The sequence below is a fragment of the Paraburkholderia sp. JPY419 genome, from assembly GCF_050435705.1.
GTDB lineage: Bacteria > Pseudomonadota > Gammaproteobacteria > Burkholderiales > Burkholderiaceae > Paraburkholderia > Paraburkholderia youngii.
In genome coordinates this window covers 1,020,472-1,035,218 of sequence record NZ_JBNDKV010000002.1, presented here as the reverse complement: position 1 = coordinate 1,035,218, position 14,747 = coordinate 1,020,472, and the positions used below count along the sequence as shown (strand labels likewise).

The window sequence follows — 14,747 nt, the reverse complement described above, 5'->3', positions numbered from 1 at the left end:
GCGTGTCGCCGGCCCGCACCGATTGCGTTGCACGCCGCCTTGCACGCCGCCTTGCACGCCGCCTTGCACGCATCTCCCGCCCGTCATCCCTGCGACCGGCCCCGCGCCCGGTACAATGAGCAGTTCCGACTCATCGCTGTCTTCTCCCATTCCCATGTCGCTTTACACCATTACCGGAGCCCAGCTCGCGTTCGGTCACGTCGCGCTGCTCGACCATGCGGATTTCTCGCTCGAAGCGGGCGAGCGCGTCGGGCTGATCGGGCGCAACGGCGCGGGCAAGTCGTCGCTGTTGAAGATCGTCGCCGATCTGGCCAAACCGGACGACGGCCTCGTCTCGCGTCAACAGCATCTGAGCACGGTCTACGTGCCGCAGGAGCCCGAGTTCGACGCCGACGACACCGTGTTCGACGCGGTCGCCGCCGGTCTCACCGAGGCGCGTGCGCTGCTCGACGAATACGACGCGGTCGCGCACCAGCTCGCCGACACGCCCGAAGGCGCCGAACACGACGCGCTGCTCGCGCGCATGAACACGCTGCAATCGTCGCTGGACGCCGCGGACGCCTGGAACTGGAGCACCCGCGTCGCGACGACGCTGCAGCAGATCGGCCTGAACGACGAGGCGCGCGTCGGCTCGCTGTCGGGCGGCATGCAGAAGCGCGCGGCGCTCGCGCGCGCGCTCGTCGTGCAGCCCGACGTGCTGCTGCTCGACGAGCCGACCAACCATCTCGACTTCGACGGCATTCGCTGGCTCGAAGATCTGCTGGTGTCGCTGCGTGCGGGGCTGCTGTTCATCACGCACGATCGCGCGTTTCTCGACCGCGTCGCGACACGCATCGTCGAACTCGATCGCGGGCGGCTGCTGTCGTATCCGGGCAATTTCTCCGCATACCAGACGCGCAAGGCGCAGCAGCTCGAAGTCGAGCGTATCGAAAACGAGAAGTTCGACAAGCTGCTCGCGCAGGAAGAAGTGTGGATTCGCAAGGGTGTCGAGGCCCGCCGCACGCGCAGCGTCGGCCGCATCGCGCGTCTCGTGCAGATGCGCAACGAGCGCGCCGAACGCCGCAACGTGCAAGGCAACGTGAAGCTCGACGTCGGTCAGGGCGAGAAGTCCGGCAAGATCGTCGCGGAACTGACGGACGTGACGAAGCGCTACGGCGAGCGCACGGTGGTGGACCGCTTCACGGCCACGGTAATGCGCGGCGACAAGATCGGCTTCGTCGGTCCGAACGGCGCGGGCAAGACCACGCTGCTGAAGCTGATCCTCGGCGAACTCGCGCCGGATGAAGGCAATGTGCGCGTCGGCACCAATCTGCAGGTCGCCTATTTCGATCAGATGCGCGCGGCGCTCGATCTGGAAAAGAGTCTAGCGGACACGATCAGCCCCGGCAGCGAGTGGGTCGAAATCAACGGCCAGAAGAAGCACGTGATGAGCTACCTCGGCGACTTCCTGTTCGCGCCGGAGCGCGCGCGTTCGCCGGTCAAGTCGCTGTCGGGCGGCGAGCGCAACCGGCTGTTGCTTGCGCGTCTGTTCGCGCGTCCGGCCAACGTGCTGGTGCTCGATGAACCGACCAACGACCTCGACATTCCGACGCTCGAACTGCTCGAAGAACTGCTGATCGATTACGACGGCACGGTGCTGCTCGTCAGCCACGACCGCGCGTTTCTCGATAACGTGGTGACGTCGGTGATCGCATCGGAAGGCGGCGGCAAGTGGCGCGAATACGTCGGCGGCTTCACGGACTGGCAGACGCAGCGCGATCGCTCGGAGCAACTCGCGCTCGAAGCACAGAAGGAATCGGACAAGGAAGCCCCGAAAGAAGCGGCGCCGAAGGAAAGCGCCACGGGCCGCAATGCGCAGCGCAGCGCGAAGTTGTCGTTCAAGGAGCAGCGCGAACTGGAGGCGCTGCCGAAAATGATTGCCGACCTCGAAGCCGAACAGAAGGCGATCGGCGCGCAGCTCGAAGACGGCTCGGTGTTCGCGAAGGATGCACGCGAAGGCGCGCGTCTGACCGAGCGCTATGCCGAGATCGACGAAGAGCTGATGCTCGCGCTCGAGCGTTGGGACGAGCTGGAAAACCGCGTCAAGTGATGCAACGTGGTTCGCGCGCCGCATGGCGCGCTTCCTCACGCTTGAGCTGATGCCGCATGCGCGGGCGGCACGAAAACAACAGCGAACGCCGCCGCGCATGCATTGAAGGTTATGCGGGCGCACGCCCGTGCAGGTCCGCCGATACCCATTGCGCCGTCGTCCCGCGAGACGTCCATCCTCCGGCGCGTGTCCCCCAGCGCCCGCCGCGCCTTATCCGGTCGGCCAATTCAGCGCGACGTCAATTGCCGCCGTGATCGAAATCAGTACAATACCCCGCGAACAGGCTTCCCCGGCGGGCTGAGCGTCGTTGCCGGGCCTTCGAGCGCACCAGCGGAAGCCGCGCAACAAAACAGCTTGCCCGCACTGCGGGCACCCCGCCTAACCCTGTTGTTTCGTTTCGCTTTTTTTGAAAACTCAACGCATTGTCCACGGCCCTGTCCACAGGACCTGTGGACAACGATGAACCGACGCACCGAGTCAATCATGTCTACGAAAAAGCCAAACGCCGCGTATAGCGAAGCGTCGATCAAGGTGTTGAAGGGTCTGGAGCCGGTCAAGCAACGACCCGGCATGTACACCCGCACCGAGAATCCGCTGCACATCATCCAGGAAGTCATCGACAACGCATCGGACGAAGCCCTCGGCGGCTACGGCCGGCAAATCACGGTCACGCTGCACGCGGACCATTCGGTCTCGGTCGACGACGACGGCCGCGGCATTCCGTTCGGCCTGCACCCCGACGAGGGCGTACCGGTGGTCGAAATCGTTTTCACGCGCCTGCATGCGGGCGGCAAATTCGACAAGGCCGCAGGCGGCGCTTATACGTTCTCGGGCGGTTTGCACGGCGTCGGCGTGTCGGTCACGAACGCGCTGTCCACGCGGCTCGACGTCACCGTGTGGCGCGACGGCAAGGTGGCCGAACTGAGCTTCGCGCACGGCGACGTCGCGAAGCCGCTCCAGGTGCGCGCCGCCACCAAGGCCGACAAGAAATCCGGCACGCGCGTGACCGCGTGGGCCGATCCGAAGTACTTCGATTCGCCGAACCTGCCGCTCGGCGAGTTGCAGCGTCTGTTGCGCTCGAAGGCGGTGCTGCTGCCGGGCGTCGAAGTCACGCTCGTCAACGAAAAGACCGGCGAGCAGCAAAGCTGGAAATACGAAGACGGCCTGCGCGGCTATCTGCTCGAAGGCATGAACGGCAGCGATCTGCTGATCCCGCTGTTCGAGGGCGAGCGCTACGCGGAAAGCTCGCGTTCGAGCGAAGAGACGTTCGCCGAGGGCGAGGGCGCGGCGTGGGTCGTCGCGTGGAGCGAGGAAGGGCCGCTCACGCGGGAGTCGTACGTGAACCTGATCCCGACACCCGCGGGCGGCACGCATGAGTCGGGACTGCGCGACGGTCTCTATCAGGCGGTCAAGAGCTTCGTCGAGCTGCACAACCTGCAACCGAAGGGCGTGAAGCTGCTCGCCGAAGACGTGTTCGCGCGGGTGTCGTTCGTGCTGTCGGCGAAGGTGCTCGATCCGCAGTTTCAAGGGCAGATCAAGGAGCGCCTGAATAGCCGCGACGCGGTCAAGCTGGTGTCGTCGTTCGCGCGGCCGGCGCTCGAACTGTGGTTGAACCAGCACGTCGAGCACGGCAAGAAACTCGCGGACCTCGTGATCAAGCAGGCCCAGGCGCGCACGCGCGCGGGCCAGAAGGTCGAGAAGCGCAAAAGCTCGGGGGTCGCGGTGCTGCCCGGCAAGCTGACCGATTGCGAATCGACGGAAATCGGACGCAACGAGCTGTTCCTCGTCGAGGGTGACTCGGCAGGCGGCTCCGCGAAGATGGGCCGCGACAAGGAGTATCAGGCCATTCTGCCGCTGCGCGGCAAGGTGCTGAATACGTGGGAAACCGAGCGCGATCGCCTGTTCGCGAACAACGAGGTGCACGACATTTCGGTGGCGATCGGCGTCGATCCGCATAATCCGGACGACAAGGTCGATCTGTCGAATCTGCGCTACGGCAAGATCTGCATTCTGTCGGATGCCGACGTCGACGGCTCGCACATCCAGGTGCTGCTGCTCACGCTGTTCTTCAAGCATTTCCCGCAGCTGATCGAGCGCGGCCATGTGTGCGTCGCGCGGCCGCCGCTGTTTCGCGTCGATGCACCCGCGCGCGGCAAGAAGCCCGCACAGAAGCTCTATGCGCTCGACGAAGGCGAACTCGAGGCGATTCTCGACAAGCTGCGCAAGGACGGTGTGCGTGACAACCAGTGGTCGATCAGCCGCTTCAAGGGGCTCGGCGAGATGAGTGCCGAGCAGCTGTGGGACACGACGATGAATCCCGACACGCGCCGCCTGCAACCGGTTGCGCTCGGTGCACTCGACTACGACGCGACCGTCGCGCGCATGACGATGCTGATGGGCAAGGGCGAAGCGGCGTCGCGCCGCAGCTGGCTCGAAGAGAAGGGCAACGAAGTGGAAGCGGACATCTGAGCGCATCGCGCCTCGATGCGGCATACGACACTTCAAGCCAAACACGGACACGGAATCTAGATGGACGACGATAACACTCTCGACCTTTTCAACGAGCCGCCGTCGGACGGCGACGTGCTGACGCTCGGCAACTACGCGGAGCGCGCGTATCTCGAGTATGCGGTCAGCGTGGTCAAGGGCCGCGCGCTGCCGGACGTTTGCGACGGCCAGAAGCCTGTGCAGCGCCGCATCCTGTTCGCGATGAACGAGATGGGCCTCGGCGACAACGCGAAGCCGGTCAAATCGGCGCGCGTGGTCGGCGACGTGCTCGGTAAGTATCACCCGCACGGCGACCAGTCCGCGTACGACGCGCTCGTGCGTCTCGCGCAGGACTTCTCGATGCGCTATCCGCTGATCGACGGCCAGGGCAACTTCGGCTCGCGCGATGGCGATGGCGCGGCGGCGATGCGATACACGGAAGCGCGTCTGACGCCGATCGCGAAGCTGCTGCTCAGTGAGATCGACCAGGGCACGGTCGACTTCATGCCGAACTACGACGGCTCGTTCGACGAGCCGAAGGTGCTGCCGGCGCGTCTGCCGTTCGTGCTGCTCAACGGCGCATCGGGCATCGCGGTGGGTCTCGCGACGGAAATTCCGTCGCACAACCTGCGCGAACTCGCAAGCGCCGCGGTCGCGCTGATCCGCCATCCGAAGCTCTCTCACGCGGAGCTGATGCAGCATGTACCGGGTCCGGACTTCCCGGGCGGCGGCCAGATCATTTCGAGCGAGGCGGAAATCGCCGCCGCGTACGAAACCGGCCGCGGCAGCCTGAAGGTGCGCGCGCGCTGGAAGATCGAAGACCTCGCACGCGGCCAGTGGCAGCTCGTGATCACCGAACTGCCGCCGAACACGGCCGCGCAGAAGGTGCTCGAGGAAATCGAAGAACAGACCAACCCGAAGATCAAGCTCGGCAAAAAGGCGCTGACGCCCGAGCAGTTGCAGACCAAACAGACGCTGCTCGCGCTCGTCGACGCGGTGCGCGACGAATCGGGCAAGGACGCGCCGGTGCGTCTCGTGTTCGAGCCGAAGTCGAGCCGCATCGATCAGACCGAGTTCGTCAACACGCTGCTCGCGCATACGAGCCTCGAATCGAACGCGCCGCTGAACATGGTGATGGTGGGTGGCGACGGCCGGCCGCGTCAGAAGGGCTTGAGCGAAATCCTGCACGAGTGGATCGCGTTCCGTTTCGCGACGGTCACGCGCCGCACGCGGCATCGTCTGTCGAAGGTCGACGACCGCATCCATATTCTCGAAGGCCGGATGATCGTCTTCCTGAATATCGACGAAGTCATCCGCATCATTCGCGAATCGGATGAGCCGAAGGTCGCGCTGATGGCCGCGTTCGGCCTCACGGACCGCCAGGCCGAGGACATCCTCGAAATCCGGCTGCGTCAGTTGGCCCGTCTCGAGAAGATCAAGATCGAGAAGGAACTGGCCGAACTGCGCGAAGAGAAGGCCAAGCTCGAGGAGCTGCTCGGCAGCGAACCGGCGATGAAGCGCCAGCTGATCAAGGAAATCGAAGCCGACGCGAAGCAGTACGGCGACGAGCGCCGCACGCTGATCCAGCAGGAAAAGCGCGCGACGTTCGAAGCGCGCGTGGTCGACGAACCGGTCACGGTGGTGGTGTCGCAGAAGGGCTGGGTGCGCGCGTTGAAGGGCCACGGGCTCGACGTCGCGGGCTTCAGCTTCAAGGCTGGCGACGGCCTCTACGCGGCGTTCCAGTGCCGCACGCCCGACATGCTGATCGCGTGGGGCAGCAACGGGCGCGTTTATTCGGTCGCGGTGGCGCAACTGCCGGGCGGGCGTGGTGACGGCGTGCCGGTCACGTCGCTGATCGAACTCGAATCGGGCAGCCATCTGATGCACTACTACGCGGCGTCGGCGGACCAGGCGCTGCTGCTCGCGTCGAGCAACGGCTTCGGCTTTATCGCGAAGGTCGGCGACATGGTGAGCCGCGTGAAGGCAGGCAAGTCGTTCATGACGATCGACGCCGGCGCCGCGCCGCTCGCGCCGATGCCGATGCTGCCGGATGCGGTGCAGGTCGCGTGTCTGTCGTCGGGCGGGCGTCTGCTCGTGTTCGGCCTCGACGAGATGAAGACGCTGTCGGGCGGCGGCCGTGGCGTCACGCTGATGGCGCTCGACGACAACGAGACGCTCGTGCAGGCGCTCGCAATCGACAAGGCGGGTGTGATGCTGAGCGGCACACGCCGCGGCGGTCGCGTTGACGAGGAGAAGCTGGCGGGTGCCGAGCTTGCGGCGCATGTCGGCAAACGCGCGCGCAAGGGTCGCGCGCCTGACAGCAAGCTGAAGCTCAACGGCATGCGTCCGGTGCTGCCGGCTTAGTAGAGTCGATTTAACCAAGCTTGACGCTGGAAAGCCACGGGCGCCTGCTAGCATGCGGGGCGCTCGCGGTCAGTCACAACAAGTCCGTCGCGCAAAGGGTGTGGAAGCAAACGGGGTGCGGCGGCGTCGCGGCCAGATGAAGGTGCCGCGATTACAACGACAAATACGATGCAATCGACGTCGACACCCGGAACTGCCTGTATCACGTATGGTCGAACGCGCTCAGTTGCTGCTGAGCGGGATTAAGTGTCCAAAACGGTGTGGCGTCGTCGGGAGAGGAAAACTACATGAACAAGGCTATCGAGGTCGCGCTTTTTCTGCATCTGCTCGGGGTGGCGGTGTGGGTCGGCGGTATGGTGTTCGCGCATTTCTGCCTGCGCCCGGCGCTCGGCGATCTGTCGCCGCAACTGCGCCTGCCGCTGTGGGAGTCGGTGTTCGGCCGCTTCTTCAACTGGGTCGGGGTGTCAGTGCTCGTGATCCTGATCAGCGGCGGCTTCCTGCTGATGCAGTTCGGTGGCGGTCATGCCACCTGGCCATTGCATGCGATGGCCGGCCTCGGCATCGTGATGATGCTGATCTTCGGGCATGTCCGCTTCGCCGTGTATCCGCGCATTCGCCGCGCGGTGCAGGCGCAGAAGTGGCCCGACGGCGCGCGGGCGGTCGGTACGGTCCGCCGTCTCGTGCTGATCAATCTCGTGCTGGGCGTCGTGACGATCGGCGTCGCGGTGCTGTCGCGCGGATTCTGATCCGCCGATCGCCAACGGCGCAACAGGCTTCGTGCGGACCGCGACGCGTCACGTCGTGACGCCGTACGCGAGCCACAAACCACACGCCACCGCCACCGTTCCGTACACGGCGTACACCGGCACCTTCAGCTTCGCGAAGCACATTGCGGAGAACGTCGCGGTCAACAGATAGATCGGTTCCAGCGGTACATGCGCGGCAATCCGCAGTACCGCGACCGCGAGAAACGCGGTCGTGACCGCGCGCAGAATCCTCATGCCGTGCTCGAAGCGCGGGTTCACCTTCAACAGATGCAGATGCCGCTGCGCGAGCACGACGAGGCAGCCGGACGGCACGAACAGCGCGAGCGTCGCGATCAGCGCGCCGAGCCAGCCATCGACGAGATAGCCGAAGAACGGCACCACGTTCAGCAAGGGTCCCGGAGACAACGGCGACAGCGTAAACGCGAGCGTGAAGTCGTTATCGGACACGCCGACCGCCGGCGTGACGAACAGCGTCTTCAGCACCGGCAACGCCGAGAAGCCGCCGCCGAACAGCGTCATGCCGGCGCCGGCGAGACGCGGCCACAGCAGCGCGAGGTCATAGCGATGCGGCAACGGCAGCGCAAACAGCACGAGCAGGACGCCGAGCGCGGCCAGCAGCCGATAGTCGCCGCGCCGAAGCGACACGGCCAGCCGCGAGTCGCGCTCCGGGCTCGCGAACCAGCCGATGCCGAAGGCTGCTCCCAGCATCACCACATACGCCGCGGCGCTATGCGCATAGAGCAGCGCGATGCTGCCGAGCAGCGCCGCCGTCCATTCGAGCTTGCCGCGCACCAGCGCGCGCGTCTGCTTGTACCAGGTGAGCGCGATCAGTGTTGCAAGCACGACGCTGAAGTGATGTAGCAGCGTCGGCGACGCGATCGTATGCACGACGGGCGTGCGATAGAAGATCGCGAACAGCGTCATCAGTGTGAAGAAGGGCAGCACGCTCGCCACACCGGCGACCCATGCGCCCGCGCGTCCGCGCAGCGCGTGTCCGAGCTGCACGGCGACGTTGCAGCCGACGGGTCCCGGCACCATCCACGCGAGCGCGATCAGATCCGAGAACGCCACGCGCGAGAGTCGCCCCTCGCGTTCCACGTAGTGATGCTCGAGCTGCGCCATCAACGCGAGGCCGCCCCACGACAGCGCCGACAAGCCGCACACGACCCGGAACAGTGTCCATAGCGGTTCCCGTCGCCCGCGGCGGGCAGCCTCCTCACTCGTGATGGTCGGCATCGGCGCTGCGGGGGCCCGCGGTGCGGGCGCCCGTCCTTTAATTGCTGGTGCTGGATACGCTGCTTGCGCTGTCGGCCAGGTGCGCGACGCGGCGGCCGCTGGTGTTGTTCATGCCGCATACCCCGAAGCGCTCGAGCAGCGCCGGAATCGCCTCTGCCGGCACCGGACGCGAGAACAGGAAGCCCTGCGCCTCGATATGGCCGAGCGCGGCCAGCCACGCAATCTGCTCTTCGGTCTCCGTGCCTTCGACGACCACCGTGAGCCCGAGCGAGCGCGCGAGGTTGACGATCGCGGTGACCATCACGCAGACGCTGCGGTCGCCCGGAATCGCCTGGACGAAGGAGCGGTCCACCTTCAGCGTATCGACGGCGAAGCGGTTCAGATAGGACAGCGATGAATAGCCGGTGCCGAAATCGTCGAGCGCGATGCGTACGCCGAGACGCTTCAGCGCGAAGATTTTTTCGGAGACGACTTCCGGAAATTCCATCATCGTCGTTTCAGTGATTTCGAGTTCGAGGCGGCGCGCGGAGATGCCGGTTTCCTCGATCGCGCGCGAAATCGTTTCGAACAGGTCGCCGCGCCAGAACTGCACCGCCGAAATGTTCACAGCGAGCGACAGCGTGTCGTAGCCCTGCTGCTGCCACTGCGCGAGCTGACGGCATGCGGTCTCGATCACGAAGTCGCCGATCGGCACGATCAGCCCAGTGGACTCTGCCACGGGAATGAACTCGTTGGCCGGGATCAGCCCGTGCTGCGGGTGGTTCCAGCGCACGAGCGCTTCGAAGCCGGTGATGCAGCGACGCGCCAGATCGATCTTCGGCTGATAGGCGAGGAACAGTTGCCCTTCGGCCAGCGCGACGCGCAGCTGCTGTTCCCACTTCATCAAATGATCCGCGCGATGCGACAGATGCGGCGAATAGAACTGGTAGCAGTTCTTGCCGGCGTCCTTCGCGCTGTACATCGCGAGGTCGGCTTTCTTCAGCAGGTCGATCTCGCTTTCGTTGGCGACCGAGTACAGCGCGATGCCGATGCTCGCATGCAGCACGAACGAACTGCCGCGCACCTCGAACGGCTTCGAGAACGCTTCCCCGGCGGCTTCGGCGAGCGCGACCGCGCGCTTCTCGACATCGTCGCCCTTGATCACGACGACGAACTCGTCGCCGCCGATGCGGGAGAGCGTGCCTTCGTCGCCGACCGCGGTCGCGAGGCGCGAGGCCGTCATCTGCAGCACGATGTCGCCGGCGTTGTGACCGAGCGTGTCGTTGACGGTCTTGAAGTTGTCGAGGTCGATGAAAAGAATCGCGAGGCGGCCGAGATTGAACAGCTGCGCGACGTCGTGGCGCAGCGCCTGCAGCGTCGCGTAGCGATTGCGCAGGCCCGTCAACAGGTCGTATTCGACGAGATGCGTCATCTCGCGCTCGCGGCCGAGCAGTTTGCCGATCAGGCCGGTCGCGACGCCGAAGAAGCTGAGCATCGCGAGCGAGATGAAGCCTGCCATCAACAGATAGACGTTGCGCGTGTGGTTGTAGTCGGCGAATTCTTCGCCCTGCGAAAGACCGACGAGCACGCCGAGCGGATAGCCGTCGATGTGCCGGTACGACACGATACGCGTGACATTGTCGATCGAATCGACGTAGGTGCCCGACACGTGCTCCGAAGTCGGATACGTGCCGCTCGCGGTGAACGTGCTGCTGGCCTTGTTGGCGTTGCCGGTGCGGCGCGCGAGCACGGTGCCGTTGTCGGAGATCACCGCGATCACGCCTTCGCGGCCGATCGCCGCGTTGTTGTAGAAGTCCGACGTGAAGTAGCTCGGGTCTTCGGACACCACGACGACGCCCGCGAACGAGCCGTCAGGATGATTCAGGCGCCGCGTCATCTGCAGCGTCCAGTGACCCGAAATGCGGCCGAGCACCGGTTTGCTGATGTATAGCTGGTCGTCGTTCTCGTGCTCGTGGACCTTGAAGTGCTCGCGGTCGGACAGGTCGATGTGAGCGGGATTCAGTTCGGCCGTGTTGGCGATCAGTCTGCCGTGCTCGTCGATCAGCGACACCTGCACGAGCGTTTCGCTTTGCACGACGCCTTTTTCGACCGTGCTCGCGAGATCGAAATGATTCGGCGTCTTTTCGAACTCGTACTTGACGAAGCGCGTGATCTGATCGACCTGGTGAATCGCCTTGATAGTGTGCTGCTCGAGCGCCGAGGAAAGAATGGCGGAAGACGCCATCGCTTCGCGGTACGTCGCGTCTTTCTCGACCGATAGCCGCGCGAAGATCACGGTCCATAGCAGGATCAATACGAGTACGCCGAGTGCTGGAATAACGAGCAACGCGCGCCGGCGCGTGATCATCGGATCGCGTCGCGGCCTGGCTTCGCGCGGGTCGGAGAAGCGGGACTGAGTCATCGCGCGGCCCTTGGCTGGGGGTGGGTCGCGTGCAAACGCACGGGCATCGACTGCGCGAAATGAATGGATGGCTGCATGGTGACCAAGGTGCCAAAGCTGCTGCGCAGGAGGAGAGGGCGTGGCGCCGCGCCTGACCGTCCACAGGTCATCGGATTCGACCGCTATATACCGTTCGATATTACTGAATGCGACTCGATTAAGGAAGGGTCCGCGCATGGGGTATACGCGGGCGCGGCGAGCACCTCGGTCCGGCCGCTCATGAGCCCTGCATGGCCGGTTTCTGGCAAGGGTTTTGCCGTCCAGTCGCGATGAATTCGGACAACCAGGTATGGCGACGTCATAGTGATGCGGCTTTTTGTGGTGTGAAGCGGCGAGATGCGGCGTGTCGCGGTGCCTCGCGCGCGAGGCCGCGGTCCGCTCACGCGAGCCGGCACGTGCCGTCGATGATCGTTACCGCAGGGCCGCCGATCCAGATCTTGCCGCGTGCATCGTCATAGTGGACCGACACGTCGCCCGCGCGCCCGAGCACGGTGCCTTGGCGCGCCGTGTAGCGCGTGCCGGGACGACGTTGCTGCAGGCTCAGCAGACCCGCGAGCGCGGCGTTGGCGCTGCCCGTCACCGGGTCTTCGCCGGTGCCGAAGCCGCCGCCCGCCATCAGGCAACGGACTTCGAACGTTGCCGGGCCGTCGGCGTCGTGCGGACCGTATACGGCGACGCCGTGCGTGTCGACCGAATGCACGAGCTCGGCTAGCGCCGCCGCATCGGGTTCGAGCGCGAGGCAGTCGCGGGCCGAATCGACCCGCACGACGAGCCACGGCGCGCCGTTATCCACCGCGCATGGCGGCGCGGTAAAGTCGATCGCCTGACTACGTAAAGCCGTAGACAGCGCCTCGTAACGATGCTCGGCGAGCGGCGTCACGCGCGCGGGCGGCGCGGCGAACGCCCATGCGCCGTGTGTAGCGTCGGCGCCATCGAGCGCTTCGAGTTCGACGAGACCCACGCCGCATTGCTGGATCAGCTTGCCAGCTTGCTTCGGCTGGTAGCCGCTTTCGCGCAAAGCATGCGCGGTGCCAAGCGTCGGATGACCAGCGAACGGCAACTCGCCGCCCGGCGTGAAGATGCGCACGCGATAGTCGGCGGCGGCATCGGTCGGCTTCAGCAGAAAGGTGGTTTCGGACAGATTGGTCCAGCGCGCGATGGCCTGCATCTGCGCGGTATCGAGCGCGTCGGCATCGAACACGACGGCAAGCGGATTGCCCTTGAACGGTGTCGACGTGAACACGTCGACCTGTTTGAAACGAACGGTGTGAGCGGACATCGACAGGCCCCGGCGCAATGGACGTTGAGGGATTTCGCGGATTCTATCCGGCTGCGCGGCGGCGATCCACCGTCGCCATAAAACAAAAACGCGCCGCCGGTGCGTGACACCAGACAGCGCGTTCGCATCGCGATGCCGCGTGAATTATTTGCGAATCTCACGCGGCATCGCCTGCATCGTCATATCGCTTCGATGCTTATTCGACCTCGGCGATCAGTTCGATCTCGACGCACGCGCCGAGCGGAATCTGCGCGACGCCGAATGCCGAGCGCGCGTGCTTGCCGCGCTCGCCGAACACGTCGGCGATCAGCTCGGACGCGCCGTTGGTGACCACATGCTGCTCGGTGAACTCGAGCGTCGAGTTCACGAGGCTCATCAGCTTGACGATGCGCGTGACGCGGTTCAGGTCACCGACGTGCGCATGCAAGGTGGCGAGCAGATCGATTGCGATCGAGCGCGCGGCGGCCTTGCCTTCGTCGGTGCCGAGCGTCGCGCCGAGCTTGCCGACCCAGACCTTGCCGTCCTTCTTCGCGATGTGACCCGACAGGTACACCGTGTTGCCGCTTTGCGCGCTCATCACATAGGCCGCTGCCGGCGCACCCGCTGCCGGCAGTTCGATGCCGAGTTCCTTGAGCTTGTCGTACACATTCGATTGAGCCATGTCGTGTCCTCGTTACGGTGAGATTGCATGAATGCAGGCGGGGCGAAGTCCGCACGCAACGCGCGTGCAAACTTCGCCCCGGTGGCAGTGCGGCTAACGCCGTTTTAAATTTTCGCGCGCACGAGTGCGCCGAGACGCGCCACGCCTTCGTCGATTTTAGCGGGCGGCACGGTGACGAACGACAGGCGCAGCGTATTGTGCTGCGCCTCGCTCGCGAAAAACGGAGCGCCCGGCACGAATGCGACGTTTTGCGCGACCGCTTCTTCGAGCAGCTTCATCGTGTCGATGCCCGCCGGCAGCTTGACCCAGATGAACATGCCGCCTTCCGGACGGTTCCAGCTGACGCCTTCGGGCATATAGCGTTCCAGCGCGGTGAGCATGGCGTCGCACTGGTTGCGATACAGCTCGCGGATCGTCGGCACGTGCGTGTCGAGGAAGCCGTCCTTGACCACTTCGTGCACGATGCGCTGCGTGAAGCTCGGCGTGTGCAGGTCGGTGGCCTGCTTGGCCTGCACGAGTTTGAAGATCAGTTCCTCGGGCGCGATGATGAAGCCGACGCGCAGACCCGGCGCGAGCACCTTCGAGAACGAGCCCAGATAGACGATGTGATCGGGCGCCATCGACAGCATCGTCGGCAGTGGTTCGCCCGCGTAGTCGAGCGCGCCGTAGGGGTCGTCCTCGATCACCGGGAACGGCGAGCCTTTCGCGAACTCGGCGAGCGCGCGGCGGCGTTCGACCGGCAGACGACGGCCGGTCGGATTCTGGAAATTCGGCTGTGTGTACAAGAGACGCGCGCCTTTGATCAGTTCCGGCGTCAGGCCTTCCGGGATCAGGCCCTGTTCGTCGGTCGGAACCTGCACGTAGTGCGGCTCGTACATCGAGAACGATTGCAGCGCGCCAAGGTAGGTCGGCGTTTCGACCAGCACCGGGCTATCCACGCAAACCAGCACCTTGCCGAGCAGGTCGAGCGCCTGTTGCGAGCCGGTCGTGATCAGCACCTGCGACGGGCGGATCTGCGCGCCGTTGATCGAGTAGCGTTGCGCGACCCATTCGCGCAGCGGCAGATAGCCTTCGGTCGCGCTGTACTGCAGCGCAGCGGCGGGCGAGTCGCGCAGGATGCGGTCGGATGCCTCGCGCATGCGCTCGGCCGGGAAGGTGGCCGGCGAGGGCAGGCCGCCGGCGAAGGAGATGACTTCGGGCCGTTCCGTGACCTTCAGGATTTCGCGAATCGCGGAGCTGGTGAGCTTGCGCGCGCGTTCGGACAATTGCCACGTGGGGGCTTTCAGGTCGCTTTGGTCCATGATCTCCTCTGCTGGTATTTCTGGAACCGGTCAAAACTTCAATTATCGCGCGACTCGGCAAGCATTGCCCCCGGGGGCGCCCCGGGGTTGCCCCGGGGTTGGCCCGCGGTTGCCCAATCGCGC

General features: G+C 65.1%; 9 protein-coding genes. 4 read left to right on the top strand and 5 right to left on the bottom strand.

Features of this window, described 5'->3' with window-relative positions:
• The first annotated feature begins 154 nt into the window (after nucleotides 1-154).
• The 4 genes from QFZ91_RS10905 (at nucleotide 155) to QFZ91_RS10890 (ending at nucleotide 7,686) form a co-directional block, all read left to right on the top strand.
• Nucleotides 155-2,089: an ATP-binding cassette domain-containing protein gene (locus QFZ91_RS10905; protein WP_429568623.1), complete on the top strand. Its 1,935-nt coding sequence runs from the start codon at nucleotides 155-157 to the stop codon at nucleotides 2,087-2,089.
• 483 nt (nucleotides 2,090-2,572) lie between these two features.
• A complete protein-coding gene (locus QFZ91_RS10900) occupies nucleotides 2,573-4,558 on the top strand; it encodes a DNA topoisomerase IV subunit B (RefSeq protein WP_176380745.1) in 1,986 nt (661 codons plus the stop codon).
• Between the two features lie 60 nt (nucleotides 4,559-4,618).
• Nucleotides 4,619-6,940 (top strand): DNA topoisomerase IV subunit A, encoded by a 2,322-nt coding sequence (gene parC / locus QFZ91_RS10895; protein ID WP_429567240.1) that lies wholly within the window; start codon nucleotides 4,619-4,621, stop codon nucleotides 6,938-6,940.
• A 287-nt stretch (nucleotides 6,941-7,227) separates the two neighbouring features.
• Nucleotides 7,228-7,686: a CopD family protein gene (locus QFZ91_RS10890; protein ID WP_429567239.1), complete on the top strand. Its 459-nt coding sequence runs from the start codon at nucleotides 7,228-7,230 to the stop codon at nucleotides 7,684-7,686.
• Nucleotides 7,687-7,734: 48 nt separating this feature from the next.
• On the opposite strand, the gene QFZ91_RS10885 is transcribed toward QFZ91_RS10890, so the two are convergent.
• The 5 genes from QFZ91_RS10885 to QFZ91_RS10865 all read right to left on the bottom strand — a co-directional run bounded on the left by QFZ91_RS10885 (nucleotide 7,735) and on the right by QFZ91_RS10865 (nucleotide 14,624).
• Entirely contained in the window at nucleotides 7,735-8,943 is a 1,209-nt protein-coding gene (locus QFZ91_RS10885; RefSeq protein ID WP_429567238.1) for a chromate transporter, read from the bottom strand.
• A 37-nt stretch (nucleotides 8,944-8,980) separates the two neighbouring features.
• The gene (locus QFZ91_RS10880; RefSeq protein WP_429567237.1) at nucleotides 8,981-11,344 is read right to left on the bottom strand and encodes a bifunctional diguanylate cyclase/phosphodiesterase; all 2,364 of its coding nucleotides are present in this window, start codon (nucleotides 11,342-11,344) and stop codon (nucleotides 8,981-8,983) included.
• Between the two features lie 418 nt (nucleotides 11,345-11,762).
• Nucleotides 11,763-12,662 (bottom strand): PhzF family phenazine biosynthesis protein, encoded by a 900-nt coding sequence (locus tag QFZ91_RS10875; protein WP_429567236.1) that lies wholly within the window; start codon nucleotides 12,660-12,662, stop codon nucleotides 11,763-11,765.
• Between the two features lie 196 nt (nucleotides 12,663-12,858).
• The gene (locus QFZ91_RS10870; RefSeq protein ID WP_013088824.1) at nucleotides 12,859-13,323 is read right to left on the bottom strand and encodes a RidA family protein; all 465 of its coding nucleotides are present in this window, start codon (nucleotides 13,321-13,323) and stop codon (nucleotides 12,859-12,861) included.
• A gap of 104 nt (nucleotides 13,324-13,427) precedes the next feature.
• Nucleotides 13,428-14,624: a PLP-dependent aminotransferase family protein gene (locus QFZ91_RS10865; protein WP_429567235.1), complete on the bottom strand. Its 1,197-nt coding sequence runs from the start codon at nucleotides 14,622-14,624 to the stop codon at nucleotides 13,428-13,430.
• Nucleotides 14,625-14,747: the final 123 nt, after the last annotated feature.